Annotated in this window: 16 protein-coding genes; 9 read left to right on the top strand and 7 right to left on the bottom strand. The window is 73.2% G+C overall.

Translation table 11 applies throughout. From position 1 onward, the window contains the following. Positions 1-83: 83 nt before the first annotated feature. Positions 84-3086, top strand: coding sequence for an ATP-binding protein (locus tag N8J89_RS17655; protein ID WP_283665448.1), 3003 nt, complete (start codon positions 84-86; stop codon positions 3084-3086). Positions 3087-3135: 49 nt separating this feature from the next. On the opposite strand, the gene N8J89_RS17650 is transcribed toward N8J89_RS17655, so the two are convergent. Both N8J89_RS17650 and N8J89_RS17645 read right to left on the bottom strand, forming a co-directional pair. Next, positions 3136-4239, bottom strand: coding sequence for an epoxide hydrolase family protein (locus N8J89_RS17650; protein WP_283665447.1), 1104 nt, complete (start codon positions 4237-4239; stop codon positions 3136-3138). After that, positions 4236-5060, bottom strand: coding sequence for an NAD(P)H-binding protein (locus tag N8J89_RS17645; RefSeq protein ID WP_283665446.1), 825 nt, complete (start codon positions 5058-5060; stop codon positions 4236-4238). Before N8J89_RS17645 ends, N8J89_RS17650 begins: the two co-directional genes overlap by 4 nt. A 276-nt stretch (positions 5061-5336) precedes the next feature. Between N8J89_RS17645 and N8J89_RS17640 the strand changes: the two genes are divergently transcribed. From N8J89_RS17640 to N8J89_RS17620, 5 genes are all read left to right on the top strand, one after another. Continuing rightward, positions 5337-8126, top strand: coding sequence for an ATP-binding protein (locus N8J89_RS17640; protein WP_283665445.1), 2790 nt, complete (start codon positions 5337-5339; stop codon positions 8124-8126). Further along, positions 8119-10827 (top strand): ATP-binding protein, encoded by a 2709-nt coding sequence (locus N8J89_RS17635; protein ID WP_283665444.1) that lies wholly within the window; start codon positions 8119-8121, stop codon positions 10825-10827. The genes N8J89_RS17640 and N8J89_RS17635 overlap by 8 nt, the downstream gene beginning before the upstream one ends. Before the next feature lie 86 nt (positions 10828-10913). Beyond that, positions 10914-11159: a LuxR C-terminal-related transcriptional regulator gene (locus N8J89_RS17630; protein WP_252478862.1), complete on the top strand. Its 246-nt coding sequence runs from the start codon at positions 10914-10916 to the stop codon at positions 11157-11159. 180 nt (positions 11160-11339) lie between these two features. Then, a complete protein-coding gene (gene rox / locus N8J89_RS17625; protein WP_283665443.1) occupies positions 11340-12773 on the top strand; it encodes a rifampin monooxygenase in 1434 nt (477 codons plus the stop codon). Between the two features lie 22 nt (positions 12774-12795). Then, positions 12796-13263: a hypothetical protein gene (locus N8J89_RS17620; protein ID WP_283665442.1), complete on the top strand. Its 468-nt coding sequence runs from the start codon at positions 12796-12798 to the stop codon at positions 13261-13263. 181 nt (positions 13264-13444) lie between these two features. Here N8J89_RS17620 and N8J89_RS17615 read toward each other — a convergent pair whose 3' ends face one another. The 4 genes from N8J89_RS17615 to N8J89_RS17600 form a co-directional block, all read right to left on the bottom strand. Then, a complete protein-coding gene (locus N8J89_RS17615; protein ID WP_283665441.1) occupies positions 13445-15586 on the bottom strand; it encodes a peptidase domain-containing ABC transporter in 2142 nt (713 codons plus the stop codon). 11 nt (positions 15587-15597) lie between these two features. Beyond that, the gene (locus tag N8J89_RS17610) at positions 15598-16032 is read right to left on the bottom strand and encodes a hypothetical protein (protein ID WP_283665440.1); all 435 of its coding nucleotides are present in this window, start codon (positions 16030-16032) and stop codon (positions 15598-15600) included. Next, positions 16029-19313 (bottom strand): type 2 lanthipeptide synthetase LanM family protein, encoded by a 3285-nt coding sequence (locus N8J89_RS17605; protein WP_283665439.1) that lies wholly within the window; start codon positions 19311-19313, stop codon positions 16029-16031. The genes N8J89_RS17610 and N8J89_RS17605 overlap by 4 nt, the downstream gene beginning before the upstream one ends. A gap of 101 nt (positions 19314-19414) precedes the next feature. After that, entirely contained in the window at positions 19415-19639 is a 225-nt protein-coding gene (locus tag N8J89_RS17600; protein WP_283665438.1) for a mersacidin/lichenicidin family type 2 lantibiotic, read from the bottom strand. A 273-nt stretch (positions 19640-19912) separates the two neighbouring features. On the opposite strand from N8J89_RS17600, the gene N8J89_RS17595 reads away from it, so the two are divergent. Next, positions 19913-20041 (top strand): hypothetical protein, encoded by a 129-nt coding sequence (locus N8J89_RS17595; protein WP_283665437.1) that lies wholly within the window; start codon positions 19913-19915, stop codon positions 20039-20041. Here N8J89_RS17595 and N8J89_RS17590 read toward each other — a convergent pair. After that, positions 20038-20985 carry a glutaminase gene (locus tag N8J89_RS17590; protein WP_283665436.1) on the bottom strand — a complete coding sequence of 316 codons (948 nt, stop codon included), beginning with the start codon at positions 20983-20985 and terminating at the stop codon, positions 20038-20040. The two genes, N8J89_RS17595 and N8J89_RS17590, sit on opposite strands and share 4 nt — an antisense overlap. 132 nt (positions 20986-21117) lie before the next feature. Here N8J89_RS17590 and N8J89_RS17585 point away from each other — a divergent pair, with 132 nt between their 5' ends. Further along, on the top strand, positions 21118-21738 hold the full coding sequence (locus tag N8J89_RS17585) for a DUF47 domain-containing protein (RefSeq protein WP_283665435.1): 621 nt from the start codon (positions 21118-21120) through the stop codon (positions 21736-21738). Next, positions 21738-22727: an inorganic phosphate transporter gene (locus N8J89_RS17580; protein ID WP_502868462.1), complete on the top strand. Its 990-nt coding sequence runs from the start codon at positions 21738-21740 to the stop codon at positions 22725-22727. The genes N8J89_RS17585 and N8J89_RS17580 overlap by 1 nt, the downstream gene beginning before the upstream one ends. Positions 22728-22732: the final 5 nt, after the last annotated feature.

The following is a 22732-nucleotide window of genomic DNA, read 5'->3' as shown; positions in this document are numbered from 1 at the left end:
CGAAAAAGATATCCGCGCTCGCTCGGCGGGGAATCAAACGGGTCAAGATTCCGCGGTCGTCGCTGTTCCGCGATAATGGGAGCGTGTTCACCCCAGAGCTGCTCGGTCGCGACACGGCCTCGGCCGCCCTGTGCTCGCTGGTGCGCGGCGGCGGGTTCGCCCTGGTCACCGGGGAGGCCGGGATTGGCAAGACCAGCCTGGTCAGCGCGGTGGCCGCGGAGACCGGCGCGCTGGTGCTCACCGGGGCGTGCTGGGGCGACGCGGGGGTGCCGGACCGGTGGCCGTGGGTGCAGGTGAGCCGGGCCCTGCGCGCCGCCGCCACCCCCGCCGAGTGGGCGGCCGCCGCACCGGCCCTGGAGGCGTTGCTGGGCGAGCGGGAACCGGCGGCGTTCCCGCTGGCCGACGCGCTCACCGGGCTGCTGACCACGCTGGCCGCGCGGACCCCGGTGCTGCTGGTGCTGGAGGACCTGCACTGGGCCGACGCTGCCTCGGTGGCGCTGCTGGAGTTCGTGGTCCAGCACAGCGCGCGCACCCCGCTGGCCATCGTGGCCACCTACCGGGACAACGAGGTCAACGACCCCGGCCATCCGCTGGCCGGCACCCTGCCCGCGTTGTCCGCCAAGGCGGTCCAGCTGCCGCTGGGCGGCTTGGACGAGCAGGCGGTCGGCGCGCTGATCCAGCGCACCACCGGCCTGGACCCCGAGGCCGAGCTGGTCACCCGGATCCACCGGCGCACCGAGGGCAACCCGTTCTTCGTCGAGCAGACCGCCCGGCTGTGGCAGGGCGGCAGCCCGCTGGACACCCTGGACCCCGGCATCACCGCCCTGTTGCGGCGCAGGCTGTCCCGGCTGCCGGAGCAGGTGGTGGACCTGCTCGGCACGGTGGCGATCCTGGGCCGCAGCGCGCACCGCGACCTGCTCGCCGCGCTGCACCCCGGGCTGCCGGTGGCCCGGCTGCTGGACCAGGCGCTGGCCGCGCGACTGATCCGGGCCGAGGGCGAGCAGGTGCGGTTCCAGCACGAGCTGCTGCGCGACACCGTCCGAAGTGGACTGTCCACACCGGCCGAGCGGCACGCCGCGGTGATCCGCGCCGAGATCGCGCACGAGCTGCTGATGCCGGCCGAGCTGGCCCACCACGCCCACCACGGCGCGACCGCGCTGCCCTCGGCCGAGGTGCTGCGGCACCAGCTGCGGGCCGCCCAGGACGCCACCGCCCGGTTCGCCTTCGACGAGGCCGCCCGGCACTACCGCAACGCGCTGCCGCACGCGCGGGAGACCGAGCGCAACCGGGTCCAGCTGCACCTAGGCGAGTCGGCGCACCTGGCCGGTGAGCGGGGCACCGCCCGCGCGGCCTTCCGCACCGCGATGGCCACCGCCCGCGACCTGGACGACCCCGACCTGCTGACCCGCACCGCGCTCACCCTGACCTGGCTGACCCGCCACGACAGCGCCGACCCCGACCAGCTGGCCTTCATCCGCGAGACGCAGGCCAGGCTGCTGCCCGGCTCCTCCGCCGAGGACGACCAGACCGCCAACGTGCTGGCCCGGCACGCCGCCGACCTGGCCCGCCAGGCCGGTGATGACAACGCGCTGCGCTTCGCCCTGGTCAACCACCTGGGCTTCCTGTGGTCGATGGACACCGTGCACACCCGCCTGGACCTGACCACCGAGCTGCTGGAGCTGGCCCAGCGCACCCAGGACGAGGACCTGGCCTTCGAGGCCACCGCCTGGCGCGCCGGGGCCTACCTGGAGCTGGGCGACCCGGCGCACCTGGCCGGCCACCGCAGGCTGCTGGCCATGGCCGAGCAGAGCGGTCTGCCGGTGCACCGGCACGAGGCCGAGGTCACCCAGTGCCTGCTGGCCACCCTGCGCGGCGACTTCACCGCCGCCCGCGCGCACGCCGACCGGGCCCGCGGCATCGGCGACCAGCCCTACTTCTCCGCGGCCGACCTGTGGACCGCGCACCGGGCCGCCATCGCAGTCCGCCAGGGCGACCTCGCCGACCTCGACCGCGTGCTGGCCGGCCGGAACCCTGAGTTCATGCCGCTGCTGGACGGCCTGTCCGCCACCAGGCGCGGCGACCTGGCCACCGCCACCCGCCTGCTGGCCGAAGAAGGCACGCCGTCGCGGTGGAGCACCGCGCTGTGGCTGCGCCTGCGGGTGGAGACCGCCCTGTTGTCAGGTGATCCGGACCGGCTCGCCGAGATCCACGCCGAGCTGCTGCCGCAGGCCGACCGCTGGGCGATCACCGGCACGGTGGTCTTGGAGGCCCCGATCCGCACCTGGCTGGCCAAGCTCAGCACCGCCCTGGGCGACTGGCCGCAAGCCACCGCGCACGCCGAAGCCGCCCTCACCGCCGCCACCACCCTGGGCGCGCGGCCCTGGGCCGCCGAGGCCCGCGCCGACCTGGCCCACGCCCTGCTCGCACAAGGAGATCCGTCCGGCACGGCACTGCTCACGGAAGCGGAGCGGGAAGCCGCCGGACTCGGCATGACCCTGCCCCAGCCGGTGACCGCACCCCCGCGCGATCACACCAACCACGCCCCCGCCGGCCCCATCCCTGCCCCGGACAACGTCTTCCGCCGCTCCCCCACCGGCTGGCAGCTCACCTTCGCCGGCCACACCACCCACCTGCCCGACGCGAAGGGTTTGCAGGACCTGCACCACCTGCTCAGCGCGCCGGACCGGGAAGCCCCTGCCGTGCAACTGCTCTCCCCCGGCTCCGCCCCTGCCCTGGGCAGCGATCCGGTCCTGGACGACGCCGCCAAAGCCGCCTACCGATCCCGCCTGGCCGCCCTCGACGAACAGATCGAGGACACCTTCGACGACGCCCGCGCCGAACGCCTGGAGCGGGAACGGCAGGCGCTGATCGACGAGCTGCGCGCGGCCACCGGACTGCTCGGCCGGTCCCGCCGCCTCGGCGACGAGGCCGAGCGCGCCCGCAAGGCGGTCACCAACCGCATCCGGGACACCTTGCGCCGCTTGGACTCCAGCCATCCCGAGCTGGCCGCGCACCTGCGGGCCTCGGTGTTCACCGGCTCGATCTGCCGCTACCGCCCCGCGACGCCGATGACCTGGCGGTTGTAAGCGCGGAAGGCCTGCCCGCCCGTGGTGAGGCGGGCGGGCAGGCGGGGAGTCAGCGCAACTGGCTGAAGAACTCCCGGACATCCGCCGCGAACAACTTCGGTTGTTCCATGGCCAGGAAGTGCCCGCCGCGGTCGATCTCGGTCCACCGCACGATGTGGTGGTCGCGTTCGGCCCACGGCCGGACCGTGACGTCCATTGTGGACACCAGCACCGCGGTCGGCACCCCGCTCACCGTCGGCTCGCCAGGAGGGTCGGGCGTCATGCTCTCGTAGTAGATCTGAGCGGACGAGCCCGCGGTGCCGGTCAGCCAGTACAGGCTGATGTTGGTCAGCATCCGGTCCCTGGCAACGGCTTCCTCCGGCAGGCCCTCCTCCGGCGCGGTCAGCTCCTTGAACTTCTCCACGATCCAGGCCAGCTGCCCGGCCGGGGAGTCGTGCAGGGCGTAGGCCACCGTCTGCGGACGCTTGGAGTTGACCTGGAGGTAGCCGTCGTTGAACTCCTGCATCGCGGTCCAGCGAGCCAGGTCCGCCTCGCTCAGGTCGTCGAACTCGCCCTCCTCACCGTTCGGGAAGGAGATCATCGCGTTGAGGTGCACGCCGAGCACCCGTTCCGGGGCCAGCCTGCCCATCTCCGGGCCGACCCAGGAACCGGCGTCCCCGCCCTGCACGCCGTAGCGCTGATAGCCCAGCCTGGCCATCAGCTCGGTGAGCGCGCCCGCCATCCGCCGCGGCGACCAGCCGGCCTCGGTCAGTGGCGCGGAGAAGCCGAACCCCGGCAGGGACGGGATCACCAGGTGGAAGGCGTCGGTGAGCAGGCCGATGACGTCCTGGAACTCCACGAACGAGCCCGGCCAGCCGTGCAGCAGCACCAGCGGGGTCGCCGCCGGATCGGCCGAGCGGATGTGCTGGAAGTGCACGGTCTGCCCGTCGATGACGGTGGTGAACTGCGGGTGCTCGTTGAGCGCCGACTCGTGCGCCCGCCAGTCGTAGCCGGTGCGCCAGTACTCGGCCAGCTCGCGCAGGTAGCCCAGGGGCACCCCGCGGGCCCAGCCGACGCCGGGCAGCTCGGCGGGCCAGCGGGTGGCCAGCAACCGGGCCCGCAGGTCGGCCAGGTCCGCCTCCGGAACTGCGATGCGGAAGGGGGTGAAGGTCATCGGTTCTCCTGAGTCTGGAACAGCTCGGCGTTCGCGGCGGCCCACTCGGCGAAGGTGAGCGCGGGCCGTCCGGCCACCTCAGCGACCGTGGGCAGCGGGCGCTGCCCGGCCTCCGGCGGGCTGGCGCCGAGCTGGACGGCGAAGTCGATGTAGCCCTCGTCGAAGCCGAAGGAGGCCAGTTGCTCCCGGTACTGCGCCTCGGTCAGGTGCACCACCTCGATCGGCTTGCCGATGGCGCTGGCCAGGCACTCGATCCGCTCGGTCGCGGTGAGCGACTCGGGACCGGTGAGCAGATAGGTCTGGCCCGCGTGCCCGTCCTGGGTGAGCGCGGCCACCGCCACCGCCGCGATGTCGGCCTCGTGCACCACCGCGCTGGGCGCGTTGCCGAAGAGCCGGACCCGGCCCTCGGCGCGGATCTCCTCGGCCCACTCGGTGGCGTTGGCCATGAACTCCGCCGGCCGCACCCAGGTCCAGCCCAGGTCGCTGGCGTTGAGCGCGCGCTCGACGCTGCTCTCCTCCCAGCCGCTGAGCACGCTGACCCGCCGCACCCCGGCCCGCTTGGCCAGCGCCACCAGCTCCTCGCCGGTCTGCAGCACGCCCTCGCCGTCCACGGTGATCAGGTGCAGCCCGGTGACCCCCTCCAGGGCGGGCTCCACGCTGGCCGGGTTGGACAGGTCGCCGCGGGCGAGCTCCACCTCGGCGGGCAGCCCGGCCTGCTCCGGCCGCCGGGTCAGCGCCCGCACTCGGTGCCCCGCGGCCACCAGCTGGCCCACGATCTGTCGCCCCACCGTGCCGGTCGCTCCGGTAACCAGGATCGTCATGAGTGCTCAAGTCCTCCCCGCGCCGGCTCTCGGCGCTCATCCAGAAGGCGCCAGACCGGATCTAGCGATCGCTAGACGCCCGCAACGCGGGGCTGTGCTTTCGTTTTGAATAACCCGCGTTGCTTTTTTCAAGGCAAAAATAAAAACGGACTAATGAACCGCCGGATCAATCATCCCTATGTGGATTAGCACTTCCGGTCGACAGCACGATGACAGGTTCATGACATTCACGGGCTAACCTGGCCAAGAATCGCGCGGTGGATCGAAAGGGCGCTGATGGGAACGTGTGCCTCCTCTGTTCTGCTGGACCGGGACCGCGAGCTTGTTCAGCTGGCTGAACAGGCGGCGCTGGTCGCGGCGGGGCAGTCGCGGGTGGTGCTGGTGGAGGGTCCGGCCGGAATCGGGAAGACGAGTCTGGTCGAGCATTTCGCCGACGGCTTGCCCGCGGACCGGGTGACCGTGTTGCGGGCGCGGTGCGGGGAATGGGAACGCCAAGTCGCCTTCGGGATGGTGCGCCGGCTTTTGGGGCCGCTGCTGGCCGATGCCGGGGCACGGGCCGAACTGCTCGCCGGACCCGCGCAGCCCGCGGCGCGGGTGCTCACCGCCGCGACCGACTCCGGCGAGGTGCCGCCGGAGGAGGCGCCGTTCGCGGTGCTGCACGGGCTGTACTGGCTGTGCGCGCGCCTGGCCCGCCGCGGACCGCTGGTGCTGGTGGTGGACGACGCGCACCTGGCCGACGCGGCCTCGGCGCGCTGGCTGCGGTACGCGAGCAGACGGCTGGCCGGGCACCGGGTGCTGTTCCTGCTCACCCGGCGGCTCGGCGAGTGGGTGGAGTGGCCCGATCCGCTGGCCGCGCTGGCCACCGATCCGCACTGCGTGCTGATCCGGCCCGGCCTGCTCAGCGAGGCGGCACTGGCCCGCTGCCTGGCCGAGACGTTGCCGGAACCGCCGAGGCCGGAGCTGGCACGGGCCTGTCACCAGGCCACCGGCGGGAACCCGTTGCTGCTGCGGGCTTTGCTGCGGTCGCTGGCCGAGGATCCCCTGGGCGAGTGGCGGCTGGCGCGGTTCACCGGGCAGCGGTTCGCCCAGACCATCCGGGACTGGCTGGCCGAGTTCGACCAGACCGGGCGGGACTGCGCGGGCGCGCTCGCGGTGCTGGGCGAGTGCCCCGATCCCGGGCTGCTCGCGCGGGTGGCCGAGGTGGATCCGGCTGACTGCCGCCGGGCCGGGGAACTGTTGCGGCAGCTGGGTCTGGTGCGCCAGGAACCACCGCTGCGGTGGAGCCACCCGCTGCTGCGCGACATCGTCTACGCCCAGCTCTCACCGCGGCAGCGGGACCAGTGGCACCGCAGGGCGGCCACCCTGCTCAACGACGACGGCGCGCCGCTGGAACAGGTGTGCGCGCACCTGCGCCAGGCCGCGCCGGCCGGGGATGCGTGGACGGTGAGCATGCTGACCGCCGCGGCCACCCAGGCCATCGGCCGGGGCGCGCCGGATGTGGCCGCCGAGCACCTGGCCCGCGCGCTGGCCGAGCCGCCGCCGGTGGCCGACCGGGTGGCGGTGCGGGTCCGGCACGGGCTGGCCTCGGCGTTCGTGGACCCGGCCGCGAGCATCGAGCGGTTGTGCGCGGTGCTGCCGGAGATCCAGGACCAGCCCACCGCCTGCCGGGTGGCCGCGGTGCTGTCGGAGCTGCTGGCCGGGCGCGGCCGGGAGGACGAGGCGATCGAGGTCCTCGGCCGGGTGGCCGAGCGGGCCGAGCCGGAGATCGCCAGGGTGCTGCGCGGCCGTCAGCTGATGATGGAGGCGGACTGCTCGGCCGAGCAGCGGGACGAGGTGCTGGCCCGGGACGGGCGCGGGATCGCCGGGGACACACCAGGGGAACAGGTCACGCTGGTGGCGCTGGCGCACGGGAAAGCGCTCTACAACGACTCGGCGGCGCGGGTGGCGGAGCTGGCCGGGCGGGCGTTGCGGGCCACCCCGGCCGCGGAGCTGGCCAACCCGCTGACCTGTTCCAGCATCGCGGTGCTGACCTGGGCCGATGAGCTGGAGCTCGCCGCGCGCTTCGCCGATGAGGCGATCGCCGGGGCGCGGCGCACGCACGCGGTCATCGGGCTCGGGCTGCACCTGGCGTTGCGCGCCAGGGTCAGCCACTTCGCGGGCAGGCTGGCCGAGGCGGCCGGTTTCGCCGCGCAGACCCACGAGCTGGTGCCCGCGGAGCTGGCCGGGTTCCAGCAGGTGGTGGAGCTGGCCATCCACGGCTCGATCCTGCTCGACCAGGGCCGGGTCGCCGAGGCGGCGGACCTGCTGGCCACGCATGCCGCGCCCACGGCCGCGGTGCAGGCGGACGGGTACTTCCAGCTGGCCAAGGCCCGGATCCTGCTCAGCCGCGGCGAGACCCGGGCCGGCCTGGACCAGGTGCTGGCGCTCGGGGCGCGGTTGCGCGAGGCCGGTCACGACAACCCGGTGATGGTGCCCTGGCGCGGCTGGGCGGTGCGCGCCCTGCGCACCCTCGGCGAGCGCGAGCAGGCCCGAGAGGTCGCCGGGGAAGCGCTTGCCGCGGCGCGGCGCTGGGGCACGGCGCGGGCGGTCGGTTCCGCGCTGGGCCTGCTCGGGCTGGCCACCGGCGGGCAGGCCGGGCTGGACCTGCTCGGCGAGGCCACCCGGCTGCTCGAGGGTCCCAGTACTCCGCTGGAGCTGACCGCCGCGCTGCTGGACACCGGGACGCTGCGGGCCCAGCTCGGCGACCAGCTCTCCGCGCGCGCCGCCTTCCGGCAGGCCCTGGTCATCGCGCACCGCTGCGGCGCGGGCGGGCTGGCCGCCACCGCGCGGGAGGAGCTCATCGCCGTGGGCGGGCGGCCGCCTGCCCGGCCGGCCGCCGGGTTGCAGGCGCTGTCCCGGGGCGAGCGGCGGGTGGCCGAGCTGGCCGTGACCGGGTACTCCAACCGCCGCATCGCCGAGGAGCTGCACCTGACCCTGCGGACCGTGGAAACGCACCTGAGCACGACCTACCGCAAGCTCGGCATCAGCGGCCGCGGGCAGCTACCGAGGGTCGGCGACCATGTCTGAGCTGGCCCTGCCCGGCCCGCTGCTGGAACGCGAGGCCGAACTGGACCGGCTCGCCGCCGAGTTCGCGCGGGTGCGCGCGGGCGCGGGCCGCACCGTGTACGTGACCGGTCCGGCCGGTATCGGCAAGACCAGCCTGGTACGGACCTTCCTGGCCGAGCGGGTGCCGCCGGACGTGCCGGTGCTGCGCGCCCGCTGCGACGAGCTGGAGCGGGAGTTCGCCTTCGGCGTGGTCCGGCAGCTGTTCGAACCGGTGCTGGCCGGGCCGGACGCGGACGGGTTGTTCGCCGGGCGGGCGCGGGCGGCCCGCGCGGTGCTGACCGGGCTGGAGGAGCACGGGGACCCGTTCGCGGTGCCGCTCGGGCTGAGCGAGCTCACCCGCGCGGTGGCCGACCGGGCGGGCGGCACGCTGGTGCTGGTGGTCGACGACGCCCACCTGGCCGACGAGCCCTCCCTGCGCTGGCTGGCCCACCTGCGCCGCAGACACCCCGAACTGCCGCTGCTGCAACTGATCCTGCAACCCAGCGCCCCCGCCGACGGCTGCGCCCAGCTCGCCCTGGGCCCGCTGAGCGAGTCGGCCGCGGCGCGGCTGGTCGGCAGCGCCGTGCCCGGCAGCCACCAGCTCACCGGCGGCAACCCACTGCTGGCGGTGCTGCTGCGGCGAGCGGCGGCCCCGGCCGGGTTCACCGGGCAGGCATTCGGGCGTTCGGTGCTGGACTGGCTGTCCGGGTTCCCGCCGGAGATCCGGCGCTTCGCCGAGACCCTGGCCGTGCTCGGCGAAGCGCCGGACATCGCCCTACCCGCAGAACTGTCCACAGTGGACGAAGAAGGGGCCAGGCGGTGCGCGGCAGAGCTGCGCGCCTTGGGTTTGCTCGCCGAACACGCGCTGCGCTGGTCGCACGCCCAGCTGCGCGAGGCGGTCTACCAGGGCGTGCCGCCCGCCCGCCGCGGCGAGCTGCACCGCGCGGCCGCCCGGCTGCTGGACGCGGCAGGCGCCCCGGCGGAACAGGTCGCCGCCCACCTGGTCCGACTCCCCCCGTCGGGCGTGACCTGGCAGGCCAGAACCCTGCGCGCGGCCGCCGACCAGGCCACCCTGCGCGGAGCCCCGGAGGCCGCCGCGCACTACCTGCGCCGGGCACTGGCCGAACCGCCACCGGGCGAGGAACGGCTGGACGTGCTGGTGGCACTGGGCATGGCGGAGTCGATGGTGCGCCCGGCGGCCGGCGCGCGCTACCTGGCGCTGGCGCTGGACGAGCTGACCGAACCGGCCCGCTGCCGCGAGGTGGCGGAAGTGCTGGGGGACAACCTGGTCCGCGAGTCCAGGGTGGACGAGGCGGTGCGGGTGCTGGCGCGCACCGCGGAACGGCTGCGGCCGGTGGACCGGGAGTCGGCGCTGGTGCTGGACGCCCGGCGGCTGACCTGGGCGGTGCTGGAGGAGAACACCGCACCCGAGGCTCGGGCGGAGGCCTGGCGGCTGCGAGAGGCGAGCGCCGCAGGCGAGGCAGGCAGCGCGGGTGAGCGGTCGCTGCTCGGCGCGCTGGCCTTCGCCACCGCCCTCTTCGGCGGCTCCGCCACCGCCGCCGCCGACCTGGCCACCCAAGCCCTCGCTCCCAGCCCTGCCCCCCTCGACGGCGTCGCCGCGGCCGCCCCGGTCTGGGCGCTGCTCTGGGCCGGACACACCCAGCGCGCCGCCGAGTGCGCCGACGCCGCGATCGCGCGGGAGGACTCCGGGTTCGGGCGGGCGATCATGCTGACCTGCCGGGCCGCGGTCTCCTTCGTCCAGGGCGACCTGCGGGCCACCATCCGCACCGTGCGCGCGACCTTCGACCTGCTGCCGGCCGAGGTCACCAGCTTCCCGCACCTGGTCCCGCTCGGCCTGCTCGCCGAGTCGCTGCTCGACCGGGACCGCCCGGCGCAGGCCGCCCGGCTGCTGGACGCGGTCACCCCGACGCCCGCACTGGAGGCCTCCTACCTGTGGAATCCCTACCTGCTGGCCAGGGGTCGCGCGCGGATCGTCCGGGGTGACCTCGACGGCGGGCTGGCCGACCTGCTGACCTGCGGGGAACGCCAGGCCAGGATGGGCCACCGCAACCCGGCCGTGCCCGACTGGCGGTCCTGGGCCGCGCGGGCGCACCTGGCCCGCAACGACCTGCACCGGGCGCGGGAGCTGGCCGACCAGGCCTACGAGCTGGCCACCGAGTGGGGCTCGGACCAGGCCATCGGGGTCGCGTTGCGCACCCTCGGCGTGGTCGCCGGGGGCAGTCGCGGGCAGGAGCTGCTGCACGAGTCAGCGGCCGCGCTGCACCGCGCCGGTGCCCGGCTGGAGCTGGCCAGGACGCTGGCCGACCTGGGCGCCGCGCAGCAGGCGGCCGGGCGGACCCGGCTGGCGCGGGAGAGCCTGGCGCGGGCCGGCGCGGTGGCCTGGGAGTGCGGGGCCTGCCGGCTGGTCTCGCTGACGCGGGACCGGCTGGCCGCGCTCGGCGCACCGGCCCAGCCACGGCCGGTGACCGGGCCGGGGGCGCTGACCGCCAGGGAGGCGCGGGTGGCCGAGCTGGCGGTAAGCGGTTGCACGAACCGGGACATCGCCGCCCGGCTGGACCTGACCCAGCGGACGGTGGAGGGTCACCTCTCCGCGATCTACCGGAAACTCGGTGTGACCGGACGGGCCGAGCTCCGCGACGTCTACCCGATCCGGCCTGGTTGAGTCCTGTTCTCGTGGTGTTTCCACGGTGCCCACGACGTGCGGAGCGCCGATGATCGGGGGCCTGTTGGACTGCGGAGGGTGGGAAGATGACCTCGGAGTTGAGCGCGACGCGCGCCCGGATCCTGGAGGGGATCGCCCGCGGCGAGACCACCCACCGCCTGGCGGTGCGGCTGCGGCTGAGCGCGCGCGGCGTGGAGTACCACCTGGCCGCGATGCAGCGTTCGCTGTCCGCGCCGAACCGGGTCGCGCTGGTCGCCCGCGCCTACGCGGCAGGCATCCTGCTCGCCGGGTCCTGGCCGCCCCGGGTGGCCGAGTCCTTTGTGGAGCGTTAGCCGACGCCGCCGGTGACCAGTGCGAAGTGCGACCGGGATGGGTGAAAAAGACGAAGGCAAGGAGAAGACCTCTCCTTGCCCACTTCAACTTATAGCGGAGAGGGGGTCTTGCGGCAAGGCCCCGGTCATCCCGCAGACTCTGCGGCCGAAGCCACAACCAGCGGAAATTCGGGGGACCTGATGTTTGACGTGATCATCGCCGGTGGCGGCCCGACCGGCATGATGCTGGCCGCGGAGCTGCGGCTGCACGGCGTGCGCACGCTGGTGCTGGACAAGGAGGCGGAACCGACCAACCACGTCCGGTCACTGGGCCTGCACATTCGCAGCATCGAGGTGCTGGCCCAGCGCGGCCTGCTGGACCGGTTCCTCGCGCACGGCACGAAGTACCCGCTCAGCACCCACTTCGCCGCCATCCAGAAGCCGGTCCCGGCGCGGATGGACACCGCGCACGGCTACCTGCTCGGCATCAAGCAGCCCACCACCGACCGCCTGCTGGCCGAGCGCGCCGCCGAGGCCGGCGCGGAGATCCGGCGCGGCACCGAGCTGATCGGGCTGAGCCAGGACGAGGAAGGGGTGACCGCCGAGCTGGCCGACGGCAGCCAGCTGCGCGGGCGCTACCTGGTCGGCTGCGACGGCGGCCGCAGCACGGTGCGCAAGCTGCTCGGCGTCGGCTTCCCCGGCGAGGCGGCCACCACCGAGTGGCTGACCGGCGAGCTGGAGGTGACCATGCCGCTGGCGGAGCTGACCGAGCTGGTGGCCAAGGTCCGCGAGACGCACAAGACCTTCGGCATCGGGCCAGCCGCGAACGGCCTGTTCCGCGCGGTCGTGCCCGCCGCGGCGGTGGCCGAGGACCGCGCCACTCCACCGACCATCGAGGAGCTCAGGGAGCGGCTGCGGCTGTTCGCCGGCACCGACTTCGGCGTGCACTCCCCGCGCTGGCTCTCCCGCTTCGGCGACGCCACCCGGCTCGCCGAGCGCTACCGGGACGGCCGGGTGCTGCTGGCCGGTGACGCCGCGCACGTGCACCCGCCGCTGGGCGGCCAGGGCCTCAACCTGGGCATCCAGGACGCGTTCAACCTGGGCTGGAAGCTGGCCGCCGAGGTCGCGGGCTGGGCCCCGGAGGGCCTGCTGGACAGCTACGAGACCGAACGGCGCCCGGTGGCCGCCGACGTGCTGGACAACACCCGCGCGCAGAGCCAGCTGATGTCCACCGAGCCTGGCGCGCAGGCCGTGCGCAGGCTGCTCTCGGAGCTGATGGACTTCGAGGAGGTGACCAGGCACCTGGTGGAGAAGGTCACCGCGATCGGGGTGCGCTACGACCTCGGCGACGGCCATCCGCTGCTGGGCAGGCGGCTGCGGGACCTGCCGCTCAAGCAGGGCAGCCTGTACGAGCTGATGCACCGCGGCCGCGGCCTGCTGCTCGACCAGACCGGGACGCTCTCGGTCGGCGGCTGGGCGGACCGGGTCGACCAGGTGGTCGAGGTCAGCGAGGAGCTGGACGCGCCCGCGGTGCTGCTGCGCCCGGACGGCCACGTGGCCTGGGCGGGTGCGGACCAGTCTGAGCTGTTCGGGCAGCTGCCGACGTGGTTCGGTGCGGACCGGCCGGTCGGCTGACAGTAGGTGTCAGGGTTGGCCGGTGAGGATCGTCGGCATGAACGACTTCGACTTCCTCACCGGCTCCTGGCACGTGACCAACCACCGCCGCGAGCAGTGGCTCGCCGACTGCCCGGACTGGGTGTCCTTCCCCGGCACCTCCACCGCCCAGTCGGTCTTCGACGGCGGCGGCTGCCTCGACGAGATCGTCTTCCCCACCCTGGGCAGCCGGGGCCTCACCCTGCGGCTGTTCGACCCGGAGCGCCGGGAGTGGTCGATCTACTGGGCGAACAGCCGCACCGGGCTGCTCGGCCCGCCCGTGGTGGGCGGCTTCACCGACGGACTGGGCCGCTTCCACGGCGAGGACGAGCACGAGGGCAAGCCGGTGCTGGTGCGCTTCACCTGGTCGGCGATCACCGCGGACTCCGCCCGCTGGGAACAGGAGTTCTCCGCCGACGAGGGCCAGACCTGGGAGTCCAACTGGATCATGGAGTTCCAGCGGAAGCCCTGAGCAGTGTGTTGGCCGTTGTGGACGCCGTGTTGGCCGTTGTGGACGCCGTGTTGGCCGTTGTGGACGCTGTGTTGGCCGTTGTGGACGCTGTGTTGGCCGAACGGGCGTACCAGTTCGGCCAACACCCTGTACGACAACGGCCAACACGCCTGCGGGTTTGCGGCTGCGGCGAGGTGGGCGGTCAGGTGAGCTGGGACTCCACCAGCGTGCAGTAGGGTCCGCCGTCGCGCAGCAGCTGCTCGTGGGTGCCGAGCTCGGCGATGCGGCCGTTGTCCATCACGATGATCAGGTCGGCGTTGCGCACCGTGCTCAGCCGGTGCGCGATCACGATCCGGGTGCTGCCCAGCTCGTCCAGGTTGCGCTGCACCGCCAGCTCGGTGGCCGCGTCCAGGTGGCTGGTGGCCTCGTCGAAGAGCAGGATCCTCGGTTTGCCCAGCACCGCGCGGGCGATGGCCACCCGTTGCAGCTGGCCGCCGGAGAGTCCGGCGCCGCCTTCGGAGAGCATCGTGTGGTAGTTCAACGGCATCCGCATCAGGTCCTCGTGCACCTCGGCCAGCACCGCGGCGCGCACCACCTCGGCGAACGGGGCGTCGGGCACCTTGAGGGTCAGGTTCTCCAGGATCGAGCCGCTGTAGATGTGCGGGGTCTGCATGACGACCCCGCACTGCCCGCGCAGCGCGGTCAGGTCGAGCAGCTCCGTTGGCACGCCGTCAAAACACACGGTGCCCGAGCTGGGCCGGTACAGGCCGAGCATGAGCCGGGCCAGGGTGCTCTTGCCGGAGCCGGTGCGGCCCACGATGGCGATCTTGGAGCCCGCCGGGCAGCGCACCGAGACCTCGCTGACCGCGGGGTCGGCCTCCGGGCCGTAGCGGAAGGAGACCCGGTCCAGCTCGATCGCGCCGGTGATCTTAGGTCGCAGCAACATCTTCCGGTCCGGCTGCTCGGGCGCCTCGCGCAGCACGTCCTGAATCCGGGTCAGGTGCACGCCCACGGTTTGGAAGGACTTCGCGCTCAGCGCCAGCGAGGTCAGCGGCGCGAACACCGAACCGGCCAGGGTGTTCATCGCCAGCATCTGGCCCAGGCCGAGGTCGCCGGAGAGCACCAGGTGCGCGCCGAACCACAGCAGCCCCAACGGCATCCCGGCGCGCAGCACGGTCAGCCACAGGTCCATGTGGTTGTCCAGGGACTGCCGGTCCATGCTCACCCTCAGCTGCCGGTCGAACATCCGCGACCACCGCTGGTAGGCCCGGTCCTCCGCGCCGGATGCCTTGATCGTCTCCACCCCGACCACGGTCTCCAGCAGGTAGCTCTGGGTGTGCGCCATCCGGGAGAGCTGCATCTCGGTCAGCTCGTGCGCCCGCCGCGCGAACAGCCACAGCACCAGCAGGTTCAGCACCCCGGTGGCCGCGACCACCAGCGCGAAGGCCGCCGATCCGGCGAAGAGCACGCCGAGGTAGAGCAGCACCAGCGCGCCGTCCAGGACCAGGGCGAGGAACTGGGCGGTGACCAGGTCCCGGATCACCTCGCTGCTGCCGAAGCGGCTCAGCAGGTCACCGCCGGTGCGCAGCTGGAAGTAGGAGTACGGCAGGTCCACCAGCCGCCGCAGGAACTTCGTGGACAGGTTCCGGCTTGTCCTGGTTTGCAGGTACACCAACAGTTCCGCCCGGCCGTAGCCGGTCATGGCCTGTCCGGCGACGAAGGCGACCAGGCCGAGGCCGAGCGCGGTCAGCGTGCCCTGCTCCCCCGCCGGCACCACCTCGTCCACCAGGTACTGGGTGAGCAGCGCGGGCAGCAGGCCGAGCAGCACCAGCAGCACCGAGCACAGCACCACCAGCCCCAGCGCGGCCCTGGCCTTGGGGAAGACCGTGCGCACGAAGGAGATCAGCGCGCGCAGGGTGTGCCTGCGGCGGCGGGGCAGCGCCGGGGTGGGCCGGAAGAGGAGCACCACGCCGGTGAAGCCGCGGTCGAACTCCTCGGCGGTGACCACCCGCCTGCCCTCGGCCGGGTCGATGATGGTGATCCGGTCCGGGGTGTAGCGCTCCAGCACCACGAAGTGGCTGAACTCCCAGTGCAGGATCACTGGAACGTCCATTGTGGACAGATCGGCGGGTTCGAGTCGTCTGGCCTCGGCGTGCAGTCCCCATTCCCTGGCCACCCGCAGCAGCTCCAGCGCGCTGGTGCCGTCCCGTCCGGTGCCGATCCCGTCGCGCAGCTCCTGGGAGGACAGGTCGCAGCCGTGGTGGGACAGGATCATCGCCAGGCAGACCAGCCCGCACTCGGCGGTGGTGTTCTGCAGTTCCACCCTGATCCGGCGCTTGCGCACGTGCACTCCCCTCACCCCAGCAGGTCCAGCAGCAGCGAACGGCTGCCGGAGGGGATCGCGATCGCCGAGATCCGCTCCAGCGCCAGCCCGCCGGGCGGCGGCTGCACCCGCAGACGCAGCTCCGGCGAGTCGGCCACCACCAGTCCGGTGACGGTGCCGGTCTGGGTGACCACCTGCGCGCGCAGCCCGGCGTGCGGCCGTTCGCCGTTGGTCACCTCGGCCACCACCACATCGCCGTCCACCGAGACCACGGTGGCGCGCGCGGTCACCGGCACCCGCACCAGCCAGCACACCGCGACCGCGGCGGCCAGCACGCTGACCGCGGTCCAGGCCGGCCACCAGCGCGGCCGGATCGGCGCGGCGGGCTTGTCCTCCCGGCCGCGCGGGGACTCCTGGTGCGCGCGCACCGCTTCCGGCCGGTACAGGCCTTCCGGCAGCTCGCTCATGGCTTGTCCAGCAGCAGCACCGAGGGGGTGGCGGCGGGTTCGGCGAAGCGCAGCAGCGCGTAGCCGATCCCGGCCAGGCCGAGCATCAGGCCGGGGGTGCTGGTGCCCTCGGGCACCGCGCAGCGCCAGCCGGTCCGCGCGGTGGCGAGCTGACCGGCCACCAGCCTGCCCAGCTCCGACTCGGCCAGGCCGCCGGTGGTGAGCAGCACGTCCAGGTTGCCCAGCTCGCCGTGGCACAGGCCGTGGTTGGCCAGCCCGCCGGTCTGCGCGGCGGCCCGCTGCACCGCCGCGGTGGTGTGCGCGGCGGCGGCCAGGTCGGCGCGCAGCCGGTGGGCGTGCCCGGCCAGGAAGTCGTGCCGCAGCAGGTCGTGCCGGGTCAGTGCGATGCCCGGCGCGCCGTGGCACCAGGCGTAGCTGGTGCTGCCCTGCGGGCTGAGCTCCCTGAGGTCCAGCCAGTTCGCGGCCTCGGGCAGGTAGTGGCCGTTCTCGTGGGCCAGTGCGCCGAGCAGGGTGGTCAGGTAGTCCGCGCGCGGGGTGTGCGCGTGCAGCCGGGCCAGCGCCATCGCGATGCCCGCGTTGCCGTGGGAGAGGCCGGTGAGCGGCTGGCCGGCGGCGGGGGCGAGCCAGCCGTAGCCCAGGTCGGTCTCCACCCGGTTGGCCAGCAGGTGCGCGCCGGCCTGGTTGGCCACCCGCAGCGCGTCTGTCCGATGTGGACTGTCGGCCAGGGCGAGCAGGGCGAGGATCGCGCCCGCCGAGCCGCCGAGCACGTCGTACTGCTCGTCCCGGTGCACCACCTCGCTCAGCATCGGCAGCAGCCCGGCCGCGTGGTCGGCGAGCTCGGGCCGCTCCAGCACAGCCGCGGCGTGCGCGAGGTAGTACGCGCCCCCGGCCAGGTCGCCGAAACCGCCGATGTCCCAGGGGAGTTCGCGGATGAGGTTGTCCCGCTGCCGTTCGGGCAGCTTCGCCCACTCCTCGCCGCTGCGCTCGGTCAGCAGGGCCACCTCGTCGGCGACCGCGGTGGCCAGCGCGTGCCAGCGGTCCCGCCCGGTGTGCCGGGCCAGGTAGGCCAGGAACAGGCCGACCCCGGCGAGTCCGCCGTAGAGGTCCTGGGCGCCGGGCAGGATCTGCCAGTGCCGTTCGTCGACCAGGTCGATGCCCAGCCAGCCGATCCGCCGCCCCTCCCGCAGCGCACCGGCCTCCAGCGCCGCGCCGACCGACTCGGCCGCGGCGAGCAGTTCCGCCTTGGTGGCCGGGTGTTCGGCGGGTGCGGCCTTGTCCCCGGCGAGGTCCGCCGGTCGCACCCTGCGGGCCGCACCCGCCTCGGGACCCGCTTCCAGCACCAGGAAGGAGTCCCTGATCAGGTCGAGCTGGCGGCGCAGATCGGTCTCGCCCATCCGCTCGATCCGTGCCCGCACCAGCTCCAGTGGGGCTTGTGCCAGCACCCCGGGCAGTTCCTGGCCGTCGTCCAGGACCACCGTCCGCGCGCCGGGGGTGAACTCGAAGAACGGGATGTCGCCCAGCCACATCGCGCGCAGCTCCGCGGCGAGCACCTCGGCCCCGTGCGGCATGTCCTTGGGCGCCTCGCACAGCCGGGCCAGCGCGCGCTGCCGGTCGGGCGCGTCGCGCAGGAAGTCCGGGTGCAGGCTCTCCTCCATCACCCTGGCGTAGAAGCGGGTGGGGCGCAGGATCAGTCGCAGGGTGATCTCGCCGAACTCCTCGATCAGCCCGGAGTCGGCGAGCAGCGTGCCGCGGTCGGCCAGGATGCGCCGGTAGCTGAACTCGAAGCCGTCCCGGACCGCCCCGGCGAACTCCTGCACCCGGATCGCGCCGCCGTCGACAAGGCGGGGCAGGTTGTCCGAGCCCTCGGTGTCGATGTGCCGGTTGACCACGCGCATCTCGTCGGTGCCCATCCCGTCCAGCACCGGCACCGGTTCCAGGCTCTGGCCGCCGCGCCCGGCGACCCCGGACATGTCCGCGCTGAAGCTCTTGCCTTCCTTGTCCCGCAACACCATCGGCTGCGGCAGCAGGCCGACCATCAGCACCGACTCGGCGAATGCCTGCTCCGGCGGTGAGGGGTCGGCCGCGCCCGCGTCCCAGGGATTGGTGTGGAACAGGGCTTCCATGTCGACCAGCACCGGGTGCGGACCGGCCGCGATGATGTTCTCGATGTGGAAGTCGGTGGCGCGCAGGGAATGCAGCAGCCCGAGCAGGGCGCCGGTGCGCCAGTAGAAGGCGTGCAGCTCCGCCCTGGTGGCGCACGGGCCGGTGGCGGCGAACTCCACCCAGCCGTGGTCCCCGCGGTCGAGCACCCGCAGCGCGCGCAACGGGTGCGCCGGGCGCTGCCGGTTGAACCAGTCCAGGAAGCGGTTGAACACCAGGTCCACCGCCAGCGAGCGGGGTTTGAACACCACGGTGGCGCGCTCGAAGCGCACGATGGCCACGCTGCGGCCGCCGCGGTGGGTGTCGCCCGAGCCGAAGACCACCTCGCTGACCTGCCCGGGATCCACGCCCTCGAGCACGGTGGCGACGATCTCGGCGCGGTCGGCGCGCAGGTGCTGGGCGAACTCGACCCTGGTGGCGAGCCAGCGGTTCAGGATGCCTTGCACGTAGCGGGCCAGCACCGGGTACTCCCGCCACACCGCCAGCGCGGTCTCCTGCTCCCGCAGTGAGTCCACAAAGGACCGGAACCGCTGCTCGGGGGTGTCCCCGGCCAGGCGGCCCCGCACCCTGGCCACGTTGAGCTCCAGGGTGAGGGTGCGCTGCACCGCGTGGGCCAGCACCGGGATCGGCAGGCTCGCGGCCAGCACGGTGAGCAGCCCCGCGGGCAGCTCCGACCAGTCCAGCGCGGCGGCCAGCCAGCGCAGCGCCTGCCGCAGCTGGGGCCGCAGCACCTCGGCCAGGGCGAGCTGGTCCGGCAGCACGTCCACCTCGGCTGGCAGCGGCCGGTCCTCGGTCAGCGCGGCGGCGAACTGCCGCACCCAGCCGGGTTCCCCGGCCAGCCGCTCGCGCAGCCGGTCAGGGGGTTCGCCGAGCAGGCAGGCCAGCCGCGCCGCGGTGACCCCGACCGGGGCGAAGGCCCGGTCCAACTCCTCCTCCTCGACCTGGAAGGGCGGCAGCTCGCGCCACAGCTCGAGGCGGCGGGCGCCCACGGCCAGGTCCGCGGCCGGGACCGGTCCTGGGCCGGAGCCGAGCTGGCGCTCGGCGAGGGTGGCGGCGCGTTCCCAGGGCAGGTCGGGCGCGGTCGCCGGGTCGGCGGGAACGTCGTGGGTAGGCGCGGACATGCGGCCTGCCTCCTCGGGTGCTGGCGCCGGGTGCGGCGGCGGGACGGTGGCGTGGCGCGCCGGGGCCGCGCCAGTGCTCAGGCGCGGCCCCGGCGGGTCTCTTACGGGCAGACGCAGACGCTCTTGGCGGTCTGCGCGGTGGTCGTGGTGGTCGTGGTGGGCGTGGTCTGGCACACGACCTTGCTCGGGCAGACCCAGGTCGGGCGGGCGCCACCGGCCACGTTGGCCAGTGCGGCGTCGGAGAGGTTCACCTCACCGGCCGGGTGCGCCACGATGCCCAGCGAACGCCGGTACTCCGCGTCCTTCCACACGCGCACAATGTCCATGACAGCTCCTTAGGTAGGGAGTTTTCTGGGGGATTCGCCGAACCCTTTCGGACCGGCACCAGAACCGTACTCCAGAATTGCCTTCACGATCCCACACTCTTGCCCGGGCACCGCCCTTTCGAATTCCTTTAAGCGGGCGCAACACAGCCATTACTGCGGTATTCCACAGGCCCCGCGGCTATCTTCTCGTGGTGTTTCCACCATGTCCTCGGGGGTGGTTCCGGCGCATGCTCTTGCGGTGAGGGGAACGCATCGACGCAGAGGAGCGGCCAGGTGACGGCGCAGCACACGGTGACCAGAGCCGGAAAGGTCCGGATCCAGCTCAGCCGGACCAGAGCGCGGATTCTGGAGGGATCGGGGGCCTGGCCGCCGAGAGTCGAGGAGGACGTGCTGACCGGTTAGAACACCGAAAGCCCGGTGAGCGTGGTGAACCGGTCCAACGCGGCCACGCCGGCGACCGAGTTCCCACGCTCGTCCAGCGCCGGGCTCCACGTGCACAGCGAGTACCGCCCCGGCACCACGGCCAGGATGCCGCCGCCGACCCCGCTCTTGCCGGGCAGCCCGACCCGGTAGGCGAACTCCCCGGCCGCGTCATAGGCGCCACAGGTCAGCATGACCGAGTTGACCCTTTTCGCCTCGCTGCGCGACAACAACCGTGAACCATCCGCGCGCACGCCGTGCCGGGCGAGGAACGAACCGGCCAAGGCGAGATCCCGGCAGCTCATCGTGATCGAGCACTGCCAGAAATAGTGTTCGAGCACCTGCGGCACGGGATTCTCCAGATTGCCATAACTGGCCATCAGATGCGCCAAAGCCGCGTTCCGGTCGCCGTGCGCGGTCTCCGAACGGGCCACCGAGACATCGAAGTCGACCCGCTCGTTCCCGCTCTCCGCCCGCAGGAAATCGCGCACCGCGCCCCGGGCGTCCCCGGTGAGGGAGAGCAGCCGGTCGGTCACCACCAGCGCGCCGGCGTTGATGAAAGGGTTCCGCGGAATTCCGCTCTCGTACTCCAGCTGCACCAGCGAGTTGAACGGGTTGCCCGAGGGCTCGCGCCCCACCCGCCGCCACAGCGCCTCGCCCTCCGCGGCCAGCACCAGGGCGAGGGAGAACACCTTGGACACACTCTGGATGGAGAACGGCGCCTGCCAGTCCCCCACCCCCACCGCCCGCCCGGCCAGGTCCGCGGCGGCGAAGCCGAAACCGCCGGGGTCCACTTCGGACAGCGCCGGGATGTAGTCGGCCACCCGGCCCTGCCCGCCCGCGCCCGGCGCGACCTCGGCGAAGACGCTCGCCAGCACGGCGACCAGGTCCCCTGAGCCGGTGACCTGCTGCTCTGACACGGCCATGACACTCCTTCGTACCCGCCCGGCCGACCGTACCCGGTGAACACAGGGTGGACGGTGTGCGAACGATTCGGTGCGCCGGGTAGGTTCCCCGGCGGACACGACGCGACGATCACAACGGGGTGTGCTGACCACATGCGACTGAGCCGGAGACCCACCAGCCCGCGTTTCTTCGAGCTGTTCGCCGACATCGGCAACAACATCGCCGCGAGTGCCGAGGTGCTGCGGGAGTTCGTGCGCTCACCCGATGAGCGCCGGGCCGAGCTGGCCGAGCGCATGCACGAGCTGGAGCACACCGGGGACAAGGCCACGCACGAGATCATCGAGCTGCTGGACCGCTCCTTCGTCACCCCCTTCGACCGCCAGGACATCTACCGGCTGGCCACCCGGCTGGACGACGTGGTCGACGACATGGACGCCGCGGTGGACCTGACCGTGGTGTACCGGGTGGACGTGCTGCCCGAGGGCGTTGACCACCAGGTGGAGCTGCTGAGCAGGGCCGCGCAGCTGACCGCGGGGGCGATGAAGCGGCTGGCCGACCCGCACGGGCTGACCGATTACTGGGTCGAGATCAACTCGCTGGAGGACGAGGCGGACAAGGTGTACCGCCAGCTGCTCTCCCGCCTGTTCGACGGGCGGACCGAGGCGCTGGAGGTCATCAAGCTCAAGGAGGTCGTCGACCAGCTGGAGGCGGCCGCCGACGCCTTCGAGCACATCGCGGACGTGGTGCGCACCATCGCGGTCAAGGAATCCTGATGCTGGACATCACGCTGGTCGTGGTGATCGTGCTCGCCCTGGGCTTCGACTTCACCAACGGCTTCCACGACGCGGCCAACGCGATCGCCTCCGCGGTCTCCACCCGCGCGCTCACCCTGCGGGCCGCGCTGGCCATGGCCGCGGTGATGAACCTCATCGGCGCGCTGCTGGGCACCGCGGTCGCGGTCACCGTGGCCTCCGGGGTGATCGACACCCCGGACGGCGACCACGGGCTGCACGTGGTGCTGGCCGCGCTGGTCGGCGCGATCGTGTGGAACCTGATCACCTGGTACTTCGGGCTGCCGTCCTCCTCCTCGCACGCCCTGATCGGCGGCCTGGTGGGCGCGGCGCTGGCCTCGGCCACCACCGTGCACTGGTCCGGGGTGCTGATGAAGGTGGTCGTGCCGATGATCATCTCACCCACGGTCGGCCTGCTGCTGGGCTACGGGGTGATGACCGCGATCATGTGGATCTTCCGCAACGGCAACATGCACCGGGTCGGCCGGGGCATGCGCAAGGCCCAGATCATCTCCTCGGCCAGCCTGGCGCTGGGGCACGGGCTGCAGGACGCGCAGAAGAGCATGGGCGTGATCGTGCTGGCCCTGGTCATCGGCCACCAGCAGACCGGCTACCACGTGCCGTTCTGGGTGGTGCTGGTCTGCGCGCTGGCCCTGGGCGCGGGCACCTACGCCGGTGGCCTGCGGATCATGCGCACCATGGGCAGGCGGATCTTCCACCTGACCCCGGCGCACGGGTTCGCCGCCGAGGTCTCCGCCTCCTCGGTGCTGTACCTGACCGCGTTCGCCTTCGGCGCGCCGATCTCCACCACGCACGTGATCACCTCCGCGGTGATGGGCGTGGGCGCAACCACCCGCCGCTCCGCGGTGCGCTGGTCGGTGGCCGCGGACATCGCCAAGGGCTGGGTGCTCACCCTGCCGGCCTCGGCCGCGGTCGCGGCGGGCACCTACGGGCTGATCTCGCTGTTCTGAGCCGG

It is taken from the genome of Crossiella sp. CA-258035 (genome assembly GCF_030064675.1).
GTDB lineage: Bacteria > Actinomycetota > Actinomycetes > Mycobacteriales > Pseudonocardiaceae > Crossiella.
This window is presented reverse-complemented; position numbering and strand designations above follow the sequence as displayed.

Coding starts and splice junctions, on each gene's coding strand:
- N8J89_RS17600 (WP_283665438.1), bottom strand. CDS start 19,639: ATGGACATTGTGCGCGTGTGGAAGGACGCGGAGTACCGGCGTTCGCTG.
- N8J89_RS17645 (WP_283665446.1), bottom strand. CDS start 5,060: ATGACGATCCTGGTTACCGGAGCGACCGGCACGGTGGGGCGACAGATC.
- N8J89_RS17605 (WP_283665439.1), bottom strand. CDS start 19,313: ATGTCCGCGCCTACCCACGACGTTCCCGCCGACCCGGCGACCGCGCCC.
- N8J89_RS17585 (WP_283665435.1), top strand. CDS start 21,118: ATGCGACTGAGCCGGAGACCCACCAGCCCGCGTTTCTTCGAGCTGTTC.
- N8J89_RS17630 (WP_252478862.1), top strand. CDS start 10,914: ATGACCTCGGAGTTGAGCGCGACGCGCGCCCGGATCCTGGAGGGGATC.
- rox (WP_283665443.1), top strand. CDS start 11,340: ATGTTTGACGTGATCATCGCCGGTGGCGGCCCGACCGGCATGATGCTG.
- N8J89_RS17590 (WP_283665436.1), bottom strand. CDS start 20,985: ATGGCCGTGTCAGAGCAGCAGGTCACCGGCTCAGGGGACCTGGTCGCC.
- N8J89_RS17635 (WP_283665444.1), top strand. CDS start 8,119: ATGTCTGAGCTGGCCCTGCCCGGCCCGCTGCTGGAACGCGAGGCCGAA.
- N8J89_RS17650 (WP_283665447.1), bottom strand. CDS start 4,239: ATGACCTTCACCCCCTTCCGCATCGCAGTTCCGGAGGCGGACCTGGCC.
- N8J89_RS17640 (WP_283665445.1), top strand. CDS start 5,337: ATGGGAACGTGTGCCTCCTCTGTTCTGCTGGACCGGGACCGCGAGCTT.
- N8J89_RS17610 (WP_283665440.1), bottom strand. CDS start 16,032: ATGAGCGAGCTGCCGGAAGGCCTGTACCGGCCGGAAGCGGTGCGCGCG.
- N8J89_RS17580 (WP_502868462.1), top strand. CDS start 21,738: ATGCTGGACATCACGCTGGTCGTGGTGATCGTGCTCGCCCTGGGCTTC.